Below are 21,443 nucleotides of genomic sequence, written 5' to 3'. Positions count from 1 at the left end.
TATTCTACAGCAGCCTCATTTGCTGTCAAGCGATTATTTTCAGAAGTTTTCGAAGAATTCTTCAACAACTTCAACCACTTGCGCTTCCGATCTCTCGTTAGCGGGAGGCGAATTCTACAGCGTTACACGCTGCTGTCAACACCTCTTTTTCTCCGCTTTCGACCGAGAAGATCGAACCGTCAAAAGAGCCAAACATCACCGCCCCTTCAACCCCTTCCAGGCTTCGATGAACTGAAGCAAGTCGCTGTCGAAAACCGCGTAACTCGTTGAATATCAAGGAGTTTTCCGTTTCGACTGCGCCGGAAGTGGGGCGAATTATAGACCTCCTGAATCTGCCGTCAACCGTTAATTTCAGTTTTCTATCAATGCACCGAAAAAGCCTGCTTATATATAGATGCAACGTCAGCGAATGCGCAGTATATTGCCCAACACTTAAAACAACACCCTGCTCTCACCTTCGGATGATGCCTCGCAATGACTGACCAACCTCGCTCTCTGGCCTCAATGCTGTTCCCGGTTGGCCTCTTATTAATAGCCATGGCATCCATTCAGTCTGGCGCCTCTCTGGCCAAGAGCATGTTCCCGGTGGTTGGCGCTCAGGGGACGACCACCCTGCGCCTGGTCTTTGCCAGCGTAATCATGCTGTTACTACTGCGTCCGTGGCGCGCCAGGCTGACAGCTCAGTCCCTGCGCACGGTGATCGTTTACGGAATGGCGCTGGGCGGGATGAACTTCCTCTTCTATATGTCATTGCGCACCGTGCCACTTGGCATTGCAGTCGCGCTTGAATTCACGGGTCCGTTGGCCGTCGCCATCTACGCCTCCCGCCGCGCTATCGATTTTCTCTGGATTGCTCTGGCGGCAGTTGGCCTGCTCCTGTTGATCCCGACAGGAGCGACATCCACGGGGATTGATCTAATGGGCGCCGGTTACGCCTTGGGGGCCGGCGTGTGCTGGGCGCTGTACATTCTGTTCGGCCAAAAGGCTGGCGCCGACAACGGAGTGACGACCGCGGCCCTGGGCGTGATGATTGCCGCACTGTTTGTCGCCCCGATCGGCATCGTGCATGCCGGCGCGGCATTGCTCACCCCGTCGCTGATCCCGGTGGCCATCGGCGTCGCCATCCTCTCGACTGCTTTGCCCTACACGCTGGAGATGGTCGCCCTCACCCGCATACCAGCCCGCACCTTTGGGACTTTGATGAGCATCGAACCGGCCTTTGGCGCGTTGTCCGGGCTGCTATTCCTGCAGGAGTACCTCACGCTGTCACAATGGATGGCGATCCTGTGCATTATTCTGGCTTCCGTCGGGGCAACCATGACCATGGGCAGTAGCGCCAAACCCGTTGTAGCGTCAGATTGAAACAGGATTTGACGAAGGTCTGGCAATTGGCGTTCATTTAGGCCATGTTTAGACCCCTTAACTCAGTGCCAGGCATGGATTTTTTCGGACAGGGATATCGAACCGCTTAAAGCGCAGGCGAATACAGGCAGACCCGAGCGCCAGACTCGTGGCTACCATAAGGACGGTAATGAAACGAATTTTGATACTGATCGCTGTATTGGCAGTAGCGGGGTGCGCAGCCACCGCCAAGACCCAAGTGAAGCACGGTAAAAAAGGGCTGCACATCAACTGTTCCGGGCTGTCGTCCTCTTGGGACAAGTGCTACACCAGCGCCGCCAATGCCTGCGCCCCAAAGGGCTACAAAGTCATCGCCAAATCAGGGGACGCCGTGGAAGAACCCGGCGACTACCCGTTCGGTCTTAATCCGGCCGGTTATACCAGCCGCAGCATGATCGTCATCTGCAAATGAATCATGCTGGCTGCTCGCCTTGTCGAGCAGCCAGCTGACGCCCGATTTCCTCATGACTGGATTTCAAAACCGTCCGTTGAATCTCCGGCGTCACCAGCATCCGCGCCACTACCAACGCTCCGACGCATTGCGACAGAATCGCCCACGCCAGGCTGTCGCTTTCCAGAATCTGCGCCCAACTGGCGTGCAACCGACAAATCCACAACTCTGCCTGCTCGCGAACCTGATCATCTGAACGGGCAATTTCCGCACCCAGTGTCGGCAAGGCGCAGCCCGATTCAGGCTGCTCCACGTGAGCCATGCTCAGGTACTGTTTCAGACAGCGTTCCAGCCGCTCACGATCCTGCGCCCCCTGCCCTCCCAGTCGCTCCAGGCTCTGACACAGTTCACGCTCGACGATCGCCGTGAACAGCTCGTTTTTCGACGAGAAGTGGCTATAAAACGCTGCGCCACTGAGGCCGATAGCCTTCATCAAACCATCGACACCGACTGTGGAAAAGCCCGAACGCTTGGCTGACAGCGCGCTGCTGTTCAGCAGTTTTTCTCGGGTTTCCAGCTTGTGACCGGCGGAATACCGCATGTGCTTGCCCTCTTGATCGACCGCCTTGACGTTGTCCGGATCCTAGCATAACGTTCGTTCACTTAACGATCGTTTACTAAAGGAATCTACCCATGAATAACAAGAAGGTCGTGTTGGTGGTGGGTGCTGGCGATGCCACCGGCGGAGCGATTGCCAAGCGCTTTGCCAGAGAAGGTTTTATCGCTTGCGTCACCCGGCGCAGCGCCGACAAATTGCAGCCGCTGGTCGAGGCGATTCAGGCCGAGGGTGGCGAAGCTCACGGCTTTGCCTGCGATGCGCGCAAGGAAGAAGACGTCATTGCGCTGATTGAAGAGATTGAAACCCGCCTCGGCCCGATCGAGGCGTTTGTCTTCAACATTGGTGCCAACGTGCCTTGCAGCATTCTCGAAGAAACTGCGCGCAAGTATTTCAAGATCTGGGAAATGGCCTGTTTCTCGGGTTTTCTCAATGCCCGCGAAGTGGCCAAGCGTATGGTCACGCGCCAGCGCGGTACCATTCTGTTCACTGGCGCCACCGCCGGACTGCGCGGCGCTTCCGGATTTGCCGCGTTTGCCGGCGCCAAACACGGCATCCGTGCACTGGCGCAAAGCATGGCGCGCGAGTTGGGGCCGATGAACATCCACGTCGCCCATATAGTGGTCGATGGCGCGATCGATACCGACTTCATTCGCAACAGTTTCCCCGAGAAGTACGCGACCAAGGATCAGGACGGTATTCTCAATCCCGAACACATCGCCGAAAACTATTGGTATCTGCACAGTCAGCCACGGGATGCCTGGACCTTCGAGCTGGATCTGCGCCCGTGGAACGAACGCTGGTAAGCCCCGCCTCCTCCATAACAATAATCAGAGAGCAGCGAAGATGACGAAAACCGTGGAGTTCTATTTCGACCTCGGCAGCCCTGCCACCTACCTGGCTTACACCCAATTACCGAAAATATGTGCCGCAACTCAAAGCGAGCTGATCTACATCCCGATGCTGCTGGGCGGCGTGTTCAAGGCGACCGGCAACGCATCGCCGGCGATGATTCCGGCGAAGGGCCGCTACATGTTTCAGGATCTGGATCGCTACGCCAAACGTTATGGCGTGCCGCTGAAATTCAATCCGCATTTTCCGATCAATACACTGATGCTGATGCGCGCGGTCACCGGCATACAACTGCGCCAACCGGAACGCTTTCACGCATTTATCGATTGTCTGTTCAAGGCATTGTGGGTGGAGGGACGCCCTCTCGATGAGCCGGAGACTGTCGCTGCGGTTTTGAGCGGACAGGGCTTCGATCCCAATGAAGTTCTGGCCCTGACCAGCGACGAGACAGTCAAGGCAGCCCTGAAGGACAACACCGAAACAGCCATTAAACGCGGGGTATTTGGCGCGCCGAGCATGTTTATCGGCAACCAGATGTTCTTTGGACAGGACCGCCTCGACTTCGTCGAAGAGGCCCTGCGTCAGGCTTAGAAAAACCTCAGAACCCGGACGCTGCCAACAGCGCCCGGGTTTCAGCCATTCAAATCGCCGCTGTGCGCGTGTTCAGCCACTCCAGCGCGGCCCCCTCCAGCAACGGACTCAGGCGCTCACGCACTTCAGCGTGGTAGGCGTTGAACCACTGCTTCTCTTCCTGCGTCAGCAAGGATGGCTCCAGGCAGCGCGTATCGATCGGGCACAGGGTCAAGGTTTCAAACTTGAGGAACTCACCGAACTCGCTGCTCCCCGCCTCGCGGTTCATCGCCAGGTTCTCGATGCGCACGCCCCAACGACCCGGACGATAGGTGCCCGGTTCAATCGAGGTGATCATCCCCGGTTGCATCGCCGTTTGCGGTGCCGGTGCTGCCTGATAGGCGATCACCTGCGGGCCTTCGTGCACGTTGAGGAAATAGCCGACCCCATGACCGGTGCCGTGACCGTAATCCACGTTTTCCGCCCAGATCGGTGCGCGGGCGATGGCATCGAGCAACGGCGAGAGAATGCCTTTCGGGAACTGCGCCCGCGACAGCGCGATAACGCCTTTGAGTACGCGAGTGCAATCACGCTTCTGCTCGTCCGTCGGGGTTCCGACCGGGACCATTCGGGTGATGTCGGTGGTGCCACCCAGGTACTGGCCGCCCGAGTCGATCAGCAGCAAGCCGTCACCCTCGATCACCGCGTGTTCTTCTTCGGTGGCGTGATAGTGCGGCATCGCGCCATTGGCGTTAAACGCGGCAATCGTGTTGAAGCTCAGCGACACGTAATCCGGACGGCGCTCACGGGCAGCGGTGAGTTTTTCGTCGATGGTCAGTTCGGTGATGCGTTCACGCCCCCAGGCCGATTCCAGCCAGGCGAAGAATTCGCACAACGCCGCGCCATCCTGCTCCATGGCCTGGCGGATATGTTGCGCATCAGCTTCGCTCTTTTGCGATTTGGCGAGGGTGGTCGGGTTCAAGCCTTCGACCAGTTTCACCGCGCTGTCGAGGTTATCCAGCAAACCGCTGGTCACCCGCGCCGGATCCACCAGCAGGCTCGCGCCACCCGGTACGGCGCGCAATGCGTCGGCCACTTCGCGGTAATCGCGCAGGGTCACGCCGTCCTGTTCCAGCACTGCACGCAGCTCGGCATCGACTTTGCTCAAGGCCACAAACAGCGTGGCCTGCTGTTGATTGATCAACGCAAAAGAAACAAACACCGGGTTGAACGACACGTCGCCGCCGCGCAGGTTGAACAGCCAGGCGATGTCATCGAGGGTGGCGATGAAGTGCCAATCGGCGCCACGTTCCTGCAGGGTCTCGCGCAGTTTGGCGAGTTTTTCGCCACGGCTGACCGTCGCTTGCGGTGGCAGATGTTGATAGATCGGCGCGTTCGGCAGGCTCGGGCGATCCGCCCAGACTTCATTCAACAGGTCGATGTCAGTGCGCAGACGCGCGCCGCGGGCTTCGAGCTTGCTGCTCAGGGTGCGCGCTGAAGCCACGGCCATCACCGCACCGTCGACCGCGACTACGCCACCTTCCGGGGTCTGCTCGGCCAGCCAGTCCAGCGGGCTCGGCTGCCCCGGTTGCAGCTTGACCAGCTCGATGCCGCTGCCCTTGAGTTCCTTGGTCGCCTGCTCCCAATAGCGACTGTCGGCCCAGACCCCGGCGAAATCAGCAGTCACGATCAAAGTGCCGACCGAACCATGAAAGCCCGACAGCCATTGCCGCCCCTGCCAATAACCCGGCAGGTATTCCGACAGATGCGGGTCGGCCGATGGCACCAGCAACGCATGAATGCCTTCACGGCGCATCAATTCACGGGTGTGCGCCAGGCGCTGGGGAACCGTTCCTTCGGTCAAAGTCTGGGTACTCATCATGTCTCCTGCCAATCACTTCATCGTTATTGTTCGTAGCCGTGAAAACGGCTGGTTAAAGCCCTGTCGCCCAGAATGCCGGGGCACTGGCGCAGGCGCTTTTGATCAGTTCTGCCGCCTGATCGATATCGTCGGCGGTGGTGAAACGGCCGAGGCTCAGACGAATGGTGCGACCGGCCAGCCGGGCGTCGTGCCCCAGTGCCAGCAGCACGTGAGAAGGCGTGTTGCTCGCCGAGTTGCAGGCCGAGGTCGCGGAAAAGGCGATCGACTGGCTCAAGGCCGCACTGTTGAATTCACCTTCGCTGAAAGTCAGGCTCAACGTGTGCGCGATACGCTGGCTGGCGCTGCCGTTGAGGCGTACGCCCGGCAGACTCAGCAACTGTTCGAGCAGCCGTTCACGCAGCGCCACGATGGACTTTTTCTCGGCATCGAATTGGGCTGCCGCCAAGGCGAATGCCGCGCCCATGCCGGCGATCTGATGCGTCGCCAGGGTCCCGGAGCGCAGCCCGCCTTCATGACCGCCGCCATGAATCTGCGCCTGCAAACGCTGTTGCGCGCGCGGGCCGACATACAACGCGCCGATCCCCTTGGGACCGTAAAGCTTGTGCGCCGAAAACGACATCAAGTCCACTGGCCACTGCTGCAGATCGATCGCCACTTTGCCGGCGCCCTGCGCGGCATCGACATGGAACAACGCGCCACGGCCGCGCACGACTTCACCGATGGCCGGGATATCGTTGAGGGTGCCGAGTTCGTTGTTGACCAGCATCAGCGACACCAGAAAGGTATCGTCGCGCATGGCTTCGCTGACTGCCTGCGGGGTGATCAGGCCATCAGCGTCCGGTACCAGATAGGTCACCGCGACGCCGGCATCCTGCAATTGCCGGGCGGTATCGAGAATGGCTTTGTGTTCGATCTGGCTGGTAATGATGTGGCCACCGGCAACGCCGCGTGCCTGGGCCACGCCCTTGAGGGCAAGGTTGTTGGATTCGGTGGCGCCGGAGGTCCAGACGATCTGCGCAGCCTCGGCGCCGACCAGTTCGGCGACTTGCCGACGGGCCTGCTCGACCGTGTGCCGGGCCTGCTGGCCGAAGGCATGGGAGCTGGACGCCGGGTTGCCGAAGTTACCGTGAAAACCCAGACAATCGATCATCACCTGGATGACCCGCTCGTCCACCGGGGTGGTGGCGGCGTAATCGAAATACAACGGACGTTTATTCATAAAAGACTCGCAGAGCGTGTTCCGGGATCAGGAGGCTCGTGTCTGCAAACGGCACAGCGCAGCCTTGTGAGCTGCGCCTGGGTTCGAGACCGTCATCAATACCTGATCGGATGCCGTTAAAGAAGAACAACTTCATTTAAAAGTGCGTAGGAACGCTCCTGAAGCCGAGCTTAACAGGCATCGGGCCGGCGGTTGAAGCAATGCGTCAGTGAAAGCTTTCGAGAAGTAATGGGTACAGCGAAATCACCAACAGCGCCGCCATGCCCCAGTTGAACACGCGCAACCAGCGCGGATCCTTCAGCACGTTGCGCAACAACGTGCCGCACGCTGCCCAGACACCGACGCTGGGCAGGTTGATGATGGCGAACACCGCAGCGATCACCACCACGTTGGTGAAGTAACCCTGCATCGGCGTGTAGGTGCTGATGGCGCCGATGGCCATGATCCAGGCCTTGGGATTGACCCACTGAAACGCGGCGGCACCCAGATAGCTGATCGGTTTGGCCTCGCCTTCCACGCCCTCACCCACCGGCCCCGAATGGGCGATTTTCCACGCCAGGTACAACAGATATGCAGCGCCGAGATAGCGCAGCACCGTGTAGAGAATCGGATAAGTCTGGAACACCGCGCCCAGGCCAAAGCCCACGGCGACCACCAATACGAAGAAACCGCAGGTAATGCCGAGCATGTGAGGAATGGTGCGGTTGAAGCCAAAGTTCACGCCCGACGCCAGCAACATGGTGTTGTTCGGCCCCGGTGTAATCGAGGTGACAAGGGCAAACAGGGCAAAGCCCAACAGTAGATCAAACGAGAGGGTCATGGGGTAATCCGTCAGGGGTCATTCTGGTGTTGACCCTATCGCACGGCGGCCCGCGAACCCACGGACAGTTACGCGAAAATTCGAGCAGTACAGTTTTCGATTAACTCGGACGACCGTGTAGCTGTATGCACGCCCGGCGCTCATTTCAGCTTTCTTGTCGAATTGCGATTCGCCCAACAGTGCGGATTTTTTCGCGTGATATTCGTCGAAAGACAAGCCGCTGCGGTTCAGCGCCTCCATCGCCAGTTCGCGGGATTCTTCGGCGGTGTACGGCCGTTGTTCGGGGGAAACGTAGCTCGCGCAACCGGCGAGTACGGAGACAGCGAGCAGCAGCGAAACAGTCAGTAAACGATTCATGGGGAGCGTCCTGGCGAGCGGTGGTAGTCGATGGACAAAGGCTACGCCCGCGCCTCTCCGGGCAAAAATCAACGCTCTCAATAGTGGCTATCAAGATTTCAGCTTCAACGCCCTCATATCTCTTAACGATCTATAAATATCGATTAACGTTCTTTTACGGAATAACCAGCAGCCGCTATAAATCCCTGCACACGGCGAACAACTGTTGCTCCAGCAACTGTTGCCCAGGCAACAGCAGATCAGCAAACCCGCCTGATATCTGCACAACCGACTCACGCCAGAGCGCTAAGACCCAAGTAAACCGGGGCTCTCAGGAATTGGTACAGCGCTTGCTCAAGCCTTGGCACTTACTCACTGCTCGCTGAGCAACTGTTGATAAAAAGGAACCCATCATGTCGCGTCCTCTGAAAGTCGTCGCCCTCTCCGGCGGCACCTGGCGTCCATCGCGCACGCTGGTGCTGACCCAAGCGCTGTTGGCCGAACTGGCCGGACACTTGCCGGTCGAGAGTCATCTGATCGAACTCGGTGATATCGCCCGGCCGTTGGGTGCTGCCCTGTCGCGTCAGGAGCTGAGTGCCGAGGTCGAGGCCGAACTGCAAGCCATCGAACAGGCCGATCTGCTGATCGTCGCCGCGCCGGTGTATCGCGGTTCCTACCCGGGACTGCTCAAGCATCTGTTCGACCTGATCGACCTCAACGCACTGATCGACACCCCGGTGCTGCTCGCCGCCACCGGTGGCAGTGAGCGCCATGCGCTGGTACTCGATCATCAGTTGCGGCCGCTGTTCAGTTTCTTCCAGGCGGTGACCCTGCCGATCGGGGTCTACGCCACCGAAGCCGATTTCGCCGACTACCAGATCACCAGCGAACCGCTGAAAGCGCGGATCCGTCTGGCCGCCGAACGCGCCGCGCCACTGTTCGGCACACAAATCAAACCGTTGCTGAAAATCGCTTAAGGAGCTGTTCATGGATGTTTTCTGGTTCCTGCCGACCCACGGCGACGGCCATTACCTGGGCACCACCCAAGGCGCGCGCCCGGTCACCCTGAATTATCTGAAACAAGTGGCGCAAGCCGCCGACAGCCTCGGCTATCACGGCGTGCTGATTCCCACCGGGCGCTCCTGCGAAGACTCGTGGGTGATCGCCTCGGCGCTGGTGCCGTTGACCGAACGCCTGCGTTATCTGGTAGCGATCCGCCCGGGGATCATTTCGCCCACCGTTTCGGCGCGCATGGCGGCGACGCTCGATCGACTGTCCAACGGTCGTCTGCTGATCAACGTGGTGACCGGCGGCGACCCCGACGAAAACCGTGGCGACGGCAGCTTCCTGAGCCACAGCGAACGCTACGAAGTCACCGACGAATTCCTCAGGATCTGGCGCCGGGTGTTGCAAGGCGAATCGGTGGATTTCGAGGGCAAGCACCTGAAAGTGCAGAACGCCAAAGCCTTGTATCCGCCGGTGCAGAAACCGTATCCACCGTTGTATTTCGGCGGCTCGTCCGACGCGGCGCATGACCTCGCTGCCGAGCAAGTCGACGTGTACCTGACCTGGGGCGAACCGCCCGCCGCCGTTGCCGAAAAACTCGCCGATGTACGTGAACGTGCCGCTCGCCATGGACGCAAGGTGAAGTTCGGTATTCGCCTGCACGTCATCGTTCGCGAGACCGCCGAAGAGGCGTGGAAGGCTGCGGACAAACTGATCGAGCACATCAGCGACGAGACCATCGAAGCCGCGCAGAAATCCTTCTCGCGCTTCGACTCTGAAGGCCAGCGGCGCATGGCGGCGTTGCACGACGGGCGTCGCGACAACCTGGAAATCGCCCCCAACCTGTGGGCCGGCGTCGGTCTGGTACGCGGCGGTGCCGGTACCGCGCTGGTGGGCGATCCGCAGCAAGTGGCCGCGCGGATCAAGGAGTACGCCGACCTCGGTATCGAGAGCTTCATCTTTTCCGGTTATCCGCACCTGGAAGAGGCTTACCGCTTTGCCGAACTGGTGTTCCCGCTGCTGCCCGAACCGTATGCAAGCCTGGCCGGACGCGGCGTGACTAACCTGACCGGGCCGTTTGGCGAAATGATTGCCAACGATGTGTTGCCCGGCCAAGCCAAGGCCTAAAAACGCCCATTGTAGGAGTGAGCCTGCTCGCGAAAGCGGTGTATCTGAGACGGTGATGTCGACTGTGCTGACCACATCGCGAGCAGGCTCACTCCTACAGGGATTGCATCGATTTTGAGGAACACCGCGTGACCGCCAAACCACAAAGCACCCTGCTCTCCCCGCTGCAGACCGCGCGCCAACTGGCCGCCGAATTCGCCCTCACCGCCGTCGAGCGTGACGAGCGCGGCGGCACGCCGAAGGCCGAGCGCGATGCCCTGCGCGACAGCGGCCTGCTGGCCCTGAGCATTCCCACCCGTTACGGCGGCCTCGGCGCGACATGGAGCGAAACCCTGCAAGTCGTGCGCGAGTTCGCCAAGGTCGACAGTTCCATCGCCCACGTCTTCGGCTTTCATCACCTGATGCTCGCCACCGTGCGCCTGTTCTCGCGGCCCGAACAATGGCAGCCGTGGTTCGAACAGACCGCGCGGCAGAACTGGTTCTGGGGCAACGCGCTCAACCCGCTCGACACCCGCACCGTGGTCAAGGACTTCGGCGGTTGGCGCGAGTTTTCCGGGAAGAAAAGCTTCTGCTCCGGCGCCAGCGATTCGCAGATGCTGATCGCTTCGGCCGTCGACGAAAGTGCCGGCGGCAAGTTGCTGATCGCGGCGATCCCCAGCGGTCGCAGCGGCATCACCCTGCACGACGACTGGAACAACATCGGCCAGCGCCAGACCGACAGTGGCAGCGCCACGTTCGAACGGGTGCGGGTCGAAGAATCCGAGCTGCTGCTCGATCCCGGCCCATTGAGCACACCGTTCGCCTGCCTGCGTCCGCTGATCGCGCAACTGACCTTCACCCACATGTTCCTCGGCATCGCCGAAGGTGCCTTTGAGGAAGCGCGCCAGTACACGCTGAGCGAAACCCGGCTCTGGCACAAATCCGCCGCCCGCAATGTGCGTGAAGACCCGTACGTACTCGCGCATTACGGCGAGTTCTGGGTGGCGCTGGAAGGCATCCGCCTGCTGGTCGAACGGGCCGCCGCGCTGCTCGATGAGGCCTGGGCCAAAGGCCCGAACCTGACCGCTGAGGAACGTGGACATCTGGCCACGGCGATTGCCACCGCCAAGGTCGCCGCCAGTCGTCAGGGGCTGGAGATTTGCAGCCGCTTGTTCGAAGTCACCGGCGCGCGTTCGACCCACGCCTCGCTGCGCCTCGACCGGCACTGGCGCAACCTGCGCACGCAGACCCTGCACGACCCGCTCGATTACAAACTTCATGAGCTGGGCGACTGGGCGCTGAACCAGGCGCTGCCGGTGCCGACGTTCTATTCCTGATCTTGCCTTTAATGGAGCGAGCCCCATGCAACTGCTGACCCTTCCGCCCTCACCCGCGCTGGCGACATCGATCCGCGCCACCGCGCAGGTCTTCGAAGACCCCAAGTCCCAGGCCCTGCTCGCCCATCTGCAACAAGTCGCGCCGAGCGAAGCCAGCGTACTGATCATCGGCGAGACCGGCACCGGCAAGGAGCTGGTGGCGCGGCACATCCATAACCTGAGCCACCGCCGGCATCGGCCGTTTGTCGCGGTCAACTGCGGCGCGTTCTCCGAATCGCTGGTGGAAGCCGAGCTGTTCGGCCATGAAAAAGGCGCCTTCACTGGCGCCCTCAGCGCCAAGGCCGGGTGGTTCGAAGAGGCGGATGGCGGCACCTTGTTCCTCGACGAAATCGGCGATTTGCCGATGGCGATTCAGGTCAAGTTGCTGCGGGTGTTGCAGGAGCGCGAAGTGGTGCGCCTCGGCTCGCGCAAGAGCATTCCGATTGATGTGCGCGTGCTGGCCGCGACCAACGTGCAACTGGAGAAAGCGATCAATGCCGGAAACTTCCGCGAAGACCTGTTCTACCGGTTGAACGTGGTCAATCTGGAACTCAGTCCGCTGCGCGAACGACCCGGCGATATCCTGCCGCTGACCCGGCATTTCATCGAGGCCTACAGCCAGCGCCTGGGTTACGGACGGGTCAGCATCAGCCCCGGTGCCGAACAGAAACTGCGCAGCTACAGTTGGCCGGGCAACATCCGCGAACTGGAAAACGTCATCCACCACACCCTGTTGATCTGCCGTAACGGCGTGATCGAGCGCGACGATCTGCGCCTGTCGAACCTGCGCATCGAGCGCCCGGACGATCAGCAGTCGAACGCCGACGATTCACCGGAAGCGCTGCTGGAGCGAGCCTTCCAGAAGCTCTTCGAACAACAGGCCGGCGCCCTCCACGAAAAGGTCGAAGACGCCCTGCTGCGCGCCGCCTATCGCTTCTGCCATTACAACCAGGTGCACACCGCCGCGCTGCTCGGTCTGAGCCGCAATGTCACCCGCACGCGGCTGATCAAGATCGGCGAACTGGCGGTGAACAAGCGGCGACTCACGGAGAACCTGCACGGTGAACGCCTGATTCAGTTGTCGATCTAGCCGACCAGGTTGCAGTGCAGCGCATCGTCATGACTGCGGGCGATGCTGCTCAACACCTGGAATGAATTGAAGGTCACGGTTTTCGCCTGGTGGGCGCGGATCAGCTGCCAGAAATCCTGCTCGCCGCTTTCATAACGACAGAACGCCGCCTCCCCGGCTTCGCGGCTCTGCCACTGGAGCAAGCTCAGCACCCGCCGACCGTCGTCGCTGACCTGGACGCTGGCGCTGACAAAGCCTGCGTAGCGCTGCGCCAGGTGTTCACTCTGCTGCGCCAGCGCACTGACCAATGCCGGTTGCTGGCGCGGCTCGATCTCGAATTCGATCAATTGGGTAAAGCTGCGATTTTTCGCTGAGGTTTGCATGAGAAGTCCCCACTCATCGTAAGCCGAGTCTTGCGACTCGAAGGCCTGCAGGGTAAAACCTCTAGTTAAGTCAAGGTCAAGAGTCATTTTGCAAAATGATCACCAAGGAAAACCTGCACAAGCAACTCACCGTGGGCGAAGTCGCCGCGCGCAGCGGAGTCGCGGTCACTGCCCTGCACTTTTATGAAGCCAAAGGCCTGATCACCAGCCAGCGCAATGCCGGCAATCAGCGCCGTTATCCACGGGCAGTCTTGCGCCGGGTGGCGTTGATCAAGGTCGCGCAGCGTCTGGGCATTCCGCTGGCGGAGATTGGCGAGGCGCTGAAGAGACTCCCCGACGACCGCGCTCCGACAGCAGCAGACTGGAAAGTCCTGTCCGAACAATGGCGCCGCGAACTGGACGAGCGGATCAATCAACTGACCTTGTTGCGCGACCGGCTTACCGGTTGCATCGGTTGCGGGTGTCTGTCGATGGAGGCTTGCCCGTTGCGCAATCAGGGCGATGTGCTCGGTGATCAGGGGCCGGGGGCGCACTTTCTGGACTGACTGCTCGTCGGGGAAAAATCCTGGCCACGCAGACAGTTCTATAGTGAATCTTCCACAAATCCAGTGGAGCCATACCTCGCAAAACAAAAACAGGGAGAACGTCATGAGCGTCAAACCCATTCCCGAGGGGTATCACAGCATTACCCCGTACCTCGGCATCCTCAAGGCCGCCGAAGCCATCGAGTTCTACAAGAAAGCCTTCGGCGCCACGCAGGTCATGCGCCTGGACATGCCCGACGGGCGCGTCGGTCACGCCGAGCTGCGCATTGGCGACAGCGCGATCATGCTCGGCACACCGTGCGATCAAGGGCCGTTGAGCGATCCGGACAATGCCGTGTCGGTCGGTCTGCATCTGTATGTCACCGATGTCGACAAGTCTTTTCAGCGGGCGCTGGATGCTGGGGCGAGTGCGGTGTCGGAGGTCAAGGATCAGTTTTATGGCGATCGCAGCGGGACGCTGAAGGATCCTTATGGGCACCTGTGGTTTCTGGCTACGCGCAAGGAAGATCTGACCGAGGAGCAGATCAAGCAGCGGGCGATGGAGATGTTCAGTCAGGGTTGAGATTTTCAGGGTTTGGGCTGGCCTCTTCGCGGGCAAGCCCGCTCCCACAGGGATCTCCGGTGTTTATACGATGGGTGTCACACAGTAAAAACTGTGGGAGCGGGCTTGCCCGCGAAGGGGCCAGCCCTGACGACACACATCACACTTCATGAACCTGTACACCACGCTTCAACCCTTGCCCCGAGTGCCGAACACTTTCAGGATGCATCCCACCCGCACCTGAACAAGGATTAGCCCGATGTTTGCCGGATTCGTCAAAGACCAGCGCCACGTCAACGGCGTCGACATCGCCTATCGCCTCGGCGGCAGCGGCCCGGGGTTGTTGCTGTTGCACGGACACCCGCAGACCCACGTGATCTGGCACAAGATTGCCGAGCAGTTGGCGGAGCACTTCACTGTGGTCGCCGCCGACCTGCGCGGCTACGGCGACAGCGCCCGACCGGCTGCCGATGAACAACACCGTCATTATTCAAAACGCGAAATGGCCAGGGACAACTTCGAGTTGATGCAGGCGCTGGGCTTCGAACAGTTTTCGATTCTGGCCCACGACCGTGGCGCGCGGGTCGGCCATCGCCTGGCCCTCGACCACCGCGCTGCGGTGCAGCGGATGCTGCTGCTGGACATCGCCCCGACCCTGGCCATGTACACGCAGACCAACGAAGCCTTTGCCCGCGCCTATTGGCACTGGTTCTTCCTGATCCGCCCGGCGCCGTTGCCGGAAACCCTGATCGAGGCCGATCCCGCAGCCTATCTGCGCAGCGTGATGGGCAGCCGCAGCGCCGGACTTAAGCCGTTCACCGAACCAGCGTTCAGCGAATACCTGCGCTGCCTGCAACGTCCCGGCAGCGCCCGGGGCATTTGCGAGGACTACCGCGCCAGCGCCAGCATCGACTTGGAACATGACCGGGCCGACATCGCTGCCGGCCATCAGCTTGATCTGCCGCTACGCGTATTGTGGGGCGCGCAAGGCACGGTCGGGCGCTGCTTCGACCCGCTCAAGGAATGGCAGCACGTGGCAACCGACGTCAGCGGCAAGGCGCTGCCGGCCGGGCATTATCTGGCCGAAGAAGTGCCAGAACTGTTGCTCGCCGAAGCGCTGGATTTCCTGCGCTGAATCGAGCCCTGTACCGCCGATGCTATGCTGGCGGCTTGTGCCGCCAGTGCTCGTTCCCACATGTCCCAGAACAAAGAAACCGTGCCCCTGCCCGAAGACCTGCGCGTGCTGCTGACCGTTATCCGCAAGAACGGTTTCGCCGCTGCCGCCGATGAACTGGGCCTGTCCCCGGCCTACGTCAGCAAACGCATCCAGATTCTCGAATCGACCCTCGGCACTCGCCTCCTGCACCGCACCAGTCGCCGGGTGTCGCTGACCGAAGACGGCGAGCGGGTGCAGCGCTGGGCCTTGCGCATCCTCGATGATTTTCAACAACTGCATGACGATCTCGCCGACGCTCACGACAGCCCACGCGGGCGCTTGCACATCTGCAGCAGTTTCGGTTTCGGCCGCAACCATGTGGCGCCTGCGGTTTCGCGGCTGGCCGAGCTTCACCCGCAGTTGCAGATCCGCCTGGACCTGTTCGACCGCGCGGTGGACATCGTCAATGAAGGTTTCGACCTGGAAATCCGCGTCGGCGACGACCTGCCCGGTCAGCACATCGGCCGGCAACTGGTGAGTAACCGCCGGGTGCTGTGCGCTGCGCCCAAATACCTTGAGCGCCGCGGCACACCGCAGACTCTGGACGACCTGCAACAACATGACTGCCTGGTGATCAAGGAGCGCGACAACGCTTTCGGCATCTGGCATCTGGATCGCGACGGCACACAGGAAAGCGTGCGGGTCAGTGGGCCGCTGTCTTCCAACAACGGCGAGATCGTCCTGCAATGGGCGCTCGACGGACGCGGCGTGTTGCTGCGTTCATTGTGGGATGTGAAACCGTTGCTGGAACAGGGCCGACTGCTGCCGGTGCTGGCCGATTACAGCCAGAGCGCCAATGTCTGGGCGGTGTACCCGACGCGGCTGACCAACTCCGGCAAGCTGCGGGCGTGTGTGGAGTTTTTGCAGGGGCATTTCAAGGATCTTTCTCTGTAGCCTAAACATCACAAAACCCTGTGGGAGCTGGCTTGCCAGCGAAGGCGTCAGTTCAGCCAATATAAATGTCGGATGTGCTGGCCTCATCGCTGGCAAGCCAGCTCCCACAGGGTCAAAGGGGTGTCAGGTCAGCCATGGGTTGGCGGCCAGGTGTTCGCGTTCGAAAGCCTCGATCTGCTCACGCCGCTGCAACGTACTGCCTATCGCATCCAGCCCCAGCAACAGCGCGGTCTTGCGCAAACCATCAATCTGGAAATCGATGACTTCACCGTCCGCCAGACGTATCTGCTGCGCCTCAAGATCCACATTGATCAGTGCCGTTTCAGGCTGACTCACCAACCGGCCAATGCGCTGCACCTGTGCCTCGTCCAGGGTAATCAGCAACACCCCGTTGCGTTGGCAGTTGTCGTAAAAAATCCCGGCAAAACGGCTACCGATCAGCGCGCGAATGCCCATTTGCTGCAACCCCCACACCGCATGTTCGCGACTTGAACCGCAGCCGAAATTCGGCCCGACCACCAGAAAGTTCGCGCCCTGCCAGGCCGGTTGGTTCAACACGAATTCCGGGTTGGGCGTGCCGTCGGCAAGAAAGCGCAGATCGAAAAACAGCCCACGATCCAGTCCCTGACGGTCGATACCCTTGAGAAACTGCTTGGGCATGATCACGTCGGTGTCGACGTTGGCCGCGAGCAGCGGCGCGGCCCGGCCGCTGACCTGAGTAAAGGGTTGCAGGCTCATGGGCGTTCTCCGAAGTGGCGGATGTCGGTCAGGTGGCCGTTGATCGCTGCTGCGGCGACCATGGCCGGGCTCATCAGGTGCGTGCGCGCCCCCGCGCCCTGGCGGCCTTCGAAATTGCGATTGGTGCTGGAGGCGCAACGGTCGCCGGGCGCGAGCACGTCATCGTTCATCGCCAGGCACATCGAGCAGCCGGACTGACGCCATTCGAAACCGGCGTCGATGAAGATCTGCGCCAGCCCCTCAGCCTCGGCCTGGGCCCGCACTGCGCTGGAACCGGGCACGATCATCGCCCGCACATGCCCGGCCACCCGCCGACCGCGCACCACGCTGGCGGCGTCACGCAGATCCTCGATCCGCGCGTTGGTGCAGGAGCCGATAAAAGCGTGGCTGATGACGATATCGCGCAGCGCCATCCCCGCCTCCAGGCCCATGTATTGGAGGGCGCGGCGCATGTCCTGACGCAGGATCGGATCGTCGATGCGTTGCGGGTCCGGCACCTGCGCGCCAATCGCAGCCGCCTGGTCGGGGCTGGTGCCCCAGGTGACCATCGGTTCCAGCAGACTGGCGTCGAGATGGATTTCGCGGTCGAACACGGCGCCGGGATCGCTGCGCAGTTCACGCCACTTTTCCACGCCCCGCGCCCACAGTACGCCTTGTGGTGCGCGGGGTTTGCCGTTGAGATAAGCAAAGACTTTTTCGTCCGGCGCCATGAACGCACCGCGTGCACCGGCTTCGACCGCCATGTTGCAAATGGTCATCCGCGCCTCGACGCTCAGCGCATCAATGGTCGAACCGCAGAACTCGATCGCATAGCCAGTGGCGCCCGACGCACCGATGCGGCCGATCAGCGCCATGATCACGTCCTTCGACGTCAGCCCCGGCGCCAGTTCGCCATCCACCGTCACGCGCAGGCTTTTCAGGCGTTTGTAGACCAGCGTCTGCGAGGCCAGCAGGTGCTCGATTTCCGAGGTGCCAATGCCAAATCCGAACGCCCCCAGCGCACCGTACGTGGTGGTGTGGCTGTCACCGGCAGCGATGACCATGCCCGGCAGAATGAAGCCCTGCTCCGGGGCGATCACATGCTCGATGCCCTGACGTTTATCGAGAATATCCAGCAGTTCGATGCCGAAGTCCCGGCAGTTCTCCGCCAGATACGACACCTGCCGCGCACCGCCGGCATCAGGCATCGCCGCCACCCGTTTGGGGGTGGTCGGGTTGACGTGATCGACCACCGCCAACGCCGTACCCGGCCGCCAGACCTTGCGCCCGGCAGCACGCAGACCGCTGAACGCCTGAGGGCTGGTGTATTCGTTGATCACCTGGCGATCGATATACAACAGCACATGACCCTGATCGTCGAGGCGGCACACGGTGTGCGAATCGATGTGTTTGTCGTAGAGGGTTCTGGGGTTCATCAGGGGGCTCGCTCAAGGGAATGCGGTGCTTTCCATCATAGGGAGCGCTTTGATGGCATCAATTGCCAGGCAGTGAGAGCGGCGTTCATGAATCGTGTTTGATCGGCTGATCAATGACTGCCCCTGTGGGAGCGGGCTTGCTCGCGAAGGCGTCGCGTCAGTCGACATCAAAGTTGAATGATCTACCGCATTCGCGAGCAAGCTCGCTCCCACAGGGGTTGGTGGTGACTGGGGGAATTGCGAAACATTTGCTTTCATATCACCTTTCGGGATTTGTCCGGCTCATCCGTCCTATAGAGATGCAGGCCGTTCGCACAGGCAACAGCCACGACCGCGCCTTTTGCGGACACCCGCGCTGCGAAGCCCGTAGCCGCGTGCCCTTTCATCGAAATCAAGACGCGCAATCATGTCGAAGAAATCCCGTTCCAAACTGTGGTTCCTGGTGCATAGCTGGCTCGCGCTGCCGATCTGGTTTTTTGTCCTGATCGTCTGTGTCACCGGCACGCTGGCGGTGGTCAGCCAGGAAATCGTCTGGCTGGCCAACCCGCAAATGCGCGCCAGCCAGCCATCGGATGACGCACCACGGCTCAGCTACGATCAGGTACTGGCCGCGATCAAACAGGCCGAACCGCAGACGCTGGTGGAAAGCATCAGCCGCCCCGACGAATCGCACTTCGCCCTCGATGTCGAGGTCAGCTACCCCGACGGCCGCTCGCAGACGGTCTACGTCAACCCTTACACCGGGGTGATTCAAGGCCCGGCGCCGGACTTCAACTTCAAGGCGTTCACCCGCGCCCTGCACGGCTGGTGGCTGGTGCCGTTCACCAACGGTTTCAGTTGGGGCTGGTACCTGGTGTCGTTCCTCGGCCTGCCAATGCTCGCTTCGCTGGTCACCGGGCTGGTGGTGTACAAGCGCTTCTGGAAAGGTTTCTTCAAACCCACCCTGCGTTTTCGCCACGGTGCGCGGATCTTCTGGGGCGACTTCCATCGACTGAGCGGCATCTGGTCGATCTGGTTCATCGCGGTGATCTCGATCACCGGCACCTGGTTTTTGATCCAGGCCATTCTGGCCGACAACCAGGTGTCCATCAGCAGCGAACCGATCATTCCCGCCATGTCTCGGGAAAGCGTACCGATGTCGAGCGACGCCAGTCCTCCCCCACGGATCAGCCTCGATCGCGCGGTACAGATCGCCGAACAGCACATCCCCGGGCTGGAAGTCAGTTTCGTCAGCCTGCCGGGCAATGCCTACAGCCACTTGAGCCTTGGCGGGCGCGGCTGGTATCCGTTGATGTTCCAGACCGCCACGCTCAACCCGTACAACGGTGAGATGGCCGCCACGCGACTGCTGACTGACCGCTCCTCGCTGGAGTTCGTCACCGAGTCGATGCGCCCGCTGCACACCGGTGATTTCGGCGGTCTGTGGATCAAACTGATCTGGTTCTTCTTCGGTCTGCTGCTGAGCATGATGGTCCTCAGCGGCCTGTTGATCTGGACCAAGCGCACCGCGCTGGCCACCGCCAACGCGCTCAAGCGCGAAAATAAAAAGGCCCGCAGCCTCCGCGTCAGCCGTGAACCGGCGGAGGTCAGCCCATGAGCCCGTCCAACCGCACTGCCCAACCGTCCGCCCTGCGCCGCTTCTGGCACAAATGGCGCTTTCACCTGAACGCCCTGTTGCTGCTGATTCCGCTGGGTTTCATGCCCAAGTATTTCGCCGATGCCGCGCTGTTTCGCGGTGACGTCGGCCTCGGTGAGCATGAGGTCGGCGAAATCCAGGTCGGCCCGTGGAGCCTGCGCCTGGCCGAACTGCGCAACGAAGCGCCGCGTCTGAGTGGCCCCGCCGGCTACATGAAGGACTTCAATGCTGCCCTGTGCGACGCCTGTGTCGAACAGGTCAAGGCCACCTACCTGCGCATCGGCAAACCGCGCAGCCTGCGCGCCGCCGGGGTGATTTTCTTTGGCACGCCGTATCGCATGGGCGCGCAATTGCCGGTGGCGGAAAAGACCAAAGCCGATGCCGAACTGTGGATCACCATGGAAGGCTGGGACGGCAGCATGCATCAGGCCTCGATTCCCCTGAGCCAGGCCTCCCCCGCCACCCTCGCCTGGCTGAACCAACAAGGAGCCAAACCATGAACCGCGTTCAACGCCCTTCCCGCCTGCGGTTGCGTGCCGCGTTGCTGATGCTCTGCGCAGGTTTCAGCGCCGGCGCCCTGGCCCATAACCCGATGTGCGAATGCAAAGCCGTCGATGCCGAGCAGATCAAATGCACCGGCGGCTTTTCCGACGGCAGCGGCGCGCCGGGGGTGACCCTCGATGTGATCGGTTACGACGAAACCATTCTGCTGCCGGGCAAGCTCGGCGCCGATTCGACCGTGACGTTCAAGAAACCGGCGGCCGAGTTTTATGTGCTGTTCGACGCCGGCCCCGGCCACGTTGTGGAAATCGACCAAGCCGACATCGAGGCCCCATGAGCACGCCCACCACCCAAGTCGTCCGCCCGGCCGGTGCCGGGCATGAAACCCTCAATGTTCTGCTGTTGTGTTTACTGATCCTTGCCGTCGCCGGATCAGTGGTGGCATGGCGCGGGGTGTCCCATGAACCGGAGCCGGTTTCCAGCCATCAACTCGATGCACGGCGCGACCTGAGTGCCGCCGAGCAAGGCATCTATGCCGACCTGCGGGTGACCCTCGACGAGATCCGCCTGCTGCGTGAAGAGCAGCAAAGCCTACCGACCCCGCAAAATCTGGCCGAGGAAGGTTTCGCCCCGTTCGCTCAGGACGCCAGCTCGGTCAGCCGTGGCGGGCATGCCTGGCAATTGCTGGCGGACACGGCCTATTTCGGCCACAGCCAGGCGCCCGCCGTCGCCGGTTCGTTCGTGATGCTACTGAGCGCCGACGCCACTGCCGCGCCGGACATCTGGCTCAACCGCGCCGCCGAGTTGCAGACGCCCACCGAACTGACTGACGCCTCGCTGTCCGCCGCAGGCTGGAAACAGATCGTCGCGCAGTTCGATGCCGGCGTGACCCGCGAGCATCGCCACTGAACCTTCGCCTTCACCCGAGAG

General features: G+C 61.2%; 23 protein-coding genes and 3 pseudogenes. 18 read left to right on the top strand and 8 right to left on the bottom strand.

Translation table 11 applies throughout. The features are described from left to right. From M0808_RS08150 to M0808_RS08140, 3 genes and pseudogenes are all read left to right on the top strand, one after another. Positions 1–235, top strand: a pseudogene (locus tag M0808_RS08150) (hypothetical protein); the annotation flags it as partial. A 239-nt stretch (positions 236–474) separates the two neighbouring features. Further along, positions 475–1,362 carry a threonine/homoserine exporter RhtA gene (rhtA, locus tag M0808_RS08145; protein ID WP_247840634.1) on the top strand — a complete coding sequence of 296 codons (888 nt, stop codon included), beginning with the start codon at positions 475–477 and terminating at the stop codon, positions 1,360–1,362. A gap of 169 nt (positions 1,363–1,531) precedes the next feature. Further along, positions 1,532–1,813 carry a hypothetical protein gene (locus tag M0808_RS08140; RefSeq protein WP_096795010.1) on the top strand — a complete coding sequence of 94 codons (282 nt, stop codon included), beginning with the start codon at positions 1,532–1,534 and terminating at the stop codon, positions 1,811–1,813. Position 1,814: 1 nt separating this feature from the next. Here the strand turns inward: M0808_RS08140 and M0808_RS08135 are convergent, their stop codons facing one another. After that, positions 1,815–2,393: a TetR/AcrR family transcriptional regulator gene (locus tag M0808_RS08135; RefSeq protein ID WP_027613371.1), complete on the bottom strand. Its 579-nt coding sequence runs from the start codon at positions 2,391–2,393 to the stop codon at positions 1,815–1,817. A 92-nt stretch (positions 2,394–2,485) separates the two neighbouring features. Between M0808_RS08135 and M0808_RS08130 the strand changes: the two genes are divergently transcribed. Both M0808_RS08130 and M0808_RS08125 read left to right on the top strand, forming a co-directional pair. Beyond that, positions 2,486–3,214: an SDR family oxidoreductase gene (locus M0808_RS08130; RefSeq protein ID WP_027613372.1), complete on the top strand. Its 729-nt coding sequence runs from the start codon at positions 2,486–2,488 to the stop codon at positions 3,212–3,214. A gap of 40 nt (positions 3,215–3,254) precedes the next feature. Next, positions 3,255–3,851, top strand: a complete 597-nt coding sequence (locus tag M0808_RS08125; protein ID WP_135296261.1) for a 2-hydroxychromene-2-carboxylate isomerase — start codon at positions 3,255–3,257, stop codon at positions 3,849–3,851. Positions 3,852–3,900: 49 nt separating this feature from the next. On the opposite strand, the gene M0808_RS08120 is transcribed toward M0808_RS08125, so the two are convergent. The 4 genes and pseudogenes from M0808_RS08120 to M0808_RS08105 form a co-directional block, all read right to left on the bottom strand. Continuing rightward, the gene (locus M0808_RS08120; protein WP_247840632.1) at positions 3,901–5,709 is read right to left on the bottom strand and encodes an aminopeptidase P family protein; all 1,809 of its coding nucleotides are present in this window, start codon (positions 5,707–5,709) and stop codon (positions 3,901–3,903) included. Between the two features lie 55 nt (positions 5,710–5,764). After that, the gene (locus M0808_RS08115) at positions 5,765–6,931 is read right to left on the bottom strand and encodes an aminotransferase class V-fold PLP-dependent enzyme (protein ID WP_247840630.1); all 1,167 of its coding nucleotides are present in this window, start codon (positions 6,929–6,931) and stop codon (positions 5,765–5,767) included. A gap of 205 nt (positions 6,932–7,136) precedes the next feature. Further along, positions 7,137–7,751, bottom strand: coding sequence for a LysE family translocator (locus M0808_RS08110; protein WP_247840628.1), 615 nt, complete (start codon positions 7,749–7,751; stop codon positions 7,137–7,139). Positions 7,752–7,851: 100 nt separating this feature from the next. Continuing rightward, a pseudogene (locus M0808_RS08105) lies at positions 7,852–8,108 on the bottom strand (hypothetical protein). Between the two features lie 392 nt (positions 8,109–8,500). On the opposite strand from M0808_RS08105, the gene msuE reads away from it, so the two are divergent. The 4 genes from msuE to M0808_RS08085 all read left to right on the top strand — a co-directional run bounded on the left by msuE (position 8,501) and on the right by M0808_RS08085 (position 12,665). Further along, positions 8,501–9,064, top strand: a complete 564-nt coding sequence (gene msuE, locus M0808_RS08100; RefSeq protein ID WP_095137368.1) for an FMN reductase — start codon at positions 8,501–8,503, stop codon at positions 9,062–9,064. A gap of 10 nt (positions 9,065–9,074) precedes the next feature. Continuing rightward, complete coding sequence (gene ssuD, locus M0808_RS08095) at positions 9,075–10,220, top strand: FMNH2-dependent alkanesulfonate monooxygenase (RefSeq protein WP_223009464.1); 1,146 nt, start codon at positions 9,075–9,077, stop codon at positions 10,218–10,220. 128 nt (positions 10,221–10,348) lie between these two features. Then, positions 10,349–11,536 carry an acyl-CoA dehydrogenase family protein gene (locus M0808_RS08090; protein WP_098964834.1) on the top strand — a complete coding sequence of 396 codons (1,188 nt, stop codon included), beginning with the start codon at positions 10,349–10,351 and terminating at the stop codon, positions 11,534–11,536. Positions 11,537–11,561: 25 nt separating this feature from the next. Continuing rightward, entirely contained in the window at positions 11,562–12,665 is a 1,104-nt protein-coding gene (locus M0808_RS08085; RefSeq protein WP_003226649.1) for a sigma-54 dependent transcriptional regulator, read from the top strand. Here the strand turns inward: M0808_RS08085 and M0808_RS08080 are convergent. Beyond that, positions 12,662–13,027, bottom strand: coding sequence for an antibiotic biosynthesis monooxygenase (locus tag M0808_RS08080; RefSeq protein WP_247840626.1), 366 nt, complete (start codon positions 13,025–13,027; stop codon positions 12,662–12,664). The two genes, M0808_RS08085 and M0808_RS08080, sit on opposite strands and share 4 nt — an antisense overlap. 95 nt (positions 13,028–13,122) lie before the next feature. Between M0808_RS08080 and soxR the strand changes: the two genes are divergently transcribed. From soxR to M0808_RS08060, 4 genes are all read left to right on the top strand, one after another. Next, positions 13,123–13,572 carry a redox-sensitive transcriptional activator SoxR gene (gene soxR / locus M0808_RS08075; protein ID WP_247840624.1) on the top strand — a complete coding sequence of 150 codons (450 nt, stop codon included), beginning with the start codon at positions 13,123–13,125 and terminating at the stop codon, positions 13,570–13,572. A gap of 103 nt (positions 13,573–13,675) precedes the next feature. Then, positions 13,676–14,134 (top strand): VOC family protein, encoded by a 459-nt coding sequence (locus M0808_RS08070; RefSeq protein ID WP_095137362.1) that lies wholly within the window; start codon positions 13,676–13,678, stop codon positions 14,132–14,134. A gap of 238 nt (positions 14,135–14,372) precedes the next feature. Beyond that, positions 14,373–15,248 (top strand): alpha/beta fold hydrolase, encoded by an 876-nt coding sequence (locus tag M0808_RS08065; protein WP_247840622.1) that lies wholly within the window; start codon positions 14,373–14,375, stop codon positions 15,246–15,248. 24 nt (positions 15,249–15,272) lie between these two features. Next, positions 15,273–16,223: a LysR substrate-binding domain-containing protein gene (locus M0808_RS08060; protein WP_247840620.1), complete on the top strand. Its 951-nt coding sequence runs from the start codon at positions 15,273–15,275 to the stop codon at positions 16,221–16,223. A 123-nt stretch (positions 16,224–16,346) separates the two neighbouring features. On the opposite strand, the gene leuD is transcribed toward M0808_RS08060, so the two are convergent. Both leuD and leuC read right to left on the bottom strand, forming a co-directional pair. Beyond that, positions 16,347–16,961 (bottom strand): 3-isopropylmalate dehydratase small subunit, encoded by a 615-nt coding sequence (gene leuD, locus M0808_RS08055; RefSeq protein ID WP_027613385.1) that lies wholly within the window; start codon positions 16,959–16,961, stop codon positions 16,347–16,349. Beyond that, positions 16,958–18,376: a 3-isopropylmalate dehydratase large subunit gene (leuC, locus tag M0808_RS08050; protein ID WP_247840618.1), complete on the bottom strand. Its 1,419-nt coding sequence runs from the start codon at positions 18,374–18,376 to the stop codon at positions 16,958–16,960. Before leuC ends, leuD begins: the two co-directional genes overlap by 4 nt. 113 nt (positions 18,377–18,489) lie before the next feature. On the opposite strand from leuC, the pseudogene M0808_RS08045 reads away from it, so the two are divergent. The 5 genes and pseudogenes from M0808_RS08045 to M0808_RS08025 all read left to right on the top strand — a co-directional run. Continuing rightward, positions 18,490–18,591 (top strand): annotated as a pseudogene (locus M0808_RS08045) (metal ABC transporter ATP-binding protein); the annotation flags it as partial. A 191-nt stretch (positions 18,592–18,782) separates the two neighbouring features. Continuing rightward, positions 18,783–19,973 (top strand): PepSY domain-containing protein, encoded by a 1,191-nt coding sequence (locus tag M0808_RS08040; RefSeq protein WP_247840616.1) that lies wholly within the window; start codon positions 18,783–18,785, stop codon positions 19,971–19,973. Beyond that, positions 19,970–20,512: a hypothetical protein gene (locus M0808_RS08035; RefSeq protein WP_027613388.1), complete on the top strand. Its 543-nt coding sequence runs from the start codon at positions 19,970–19,972 to the stop codon at positions 20,510–20,512. Before M0808_RS08040 ends, M0808_RS08035 begins: the two co-directional genes overlap by 4 nt. Continuing rightward, the gene (locus tag M0808_RS08030) at positions 20,509–20,850 is read left to right on the top strand and encodes a hypothetical protein (RefSeq protein WP_007965473.1); all 342 of its coding nucleotides are present in this window, start codon (positions 20,509–20,511) and stop codon (positions 20,848–20,850) included. Before M0808_RS08035 ends, M0808_RS08030 begins: the two co-directional genes overlap by 4 nt. Further along, positions 20,847–21,422: a DUF6162 family protein gene (locus tag M0808_RS08025; protein WP_247840614.1), complete on the top strand. Its 576-nt coding sequence runs from the start codon at positions 20,847–20,849 to the stop codon at positions 21,420–21,422. The genes M0808_RS08030 and M0808_RS08025 overlap by 4 nt, the downstream gene beginning before the upstream one ends. The last annotated feature ends 21 nt before the right edge of the window (positions 21,423–21,443 follow it).

The organism is Pseudomonas sp. MWU12-3103b, assembly GCF_023100615.1.
In the GTDB taxonomy this organism is placed as follows: Bacteria; Pseudomonadota; Gammaproteobacteria; order Pseudomonadales; family Pseudomonadaceae; genus Aquipseudomonas; species Aquipseudomonas putida_A.
This window is presented reverse-complemented; position numbering and strand designations above follow the sequence as displayed.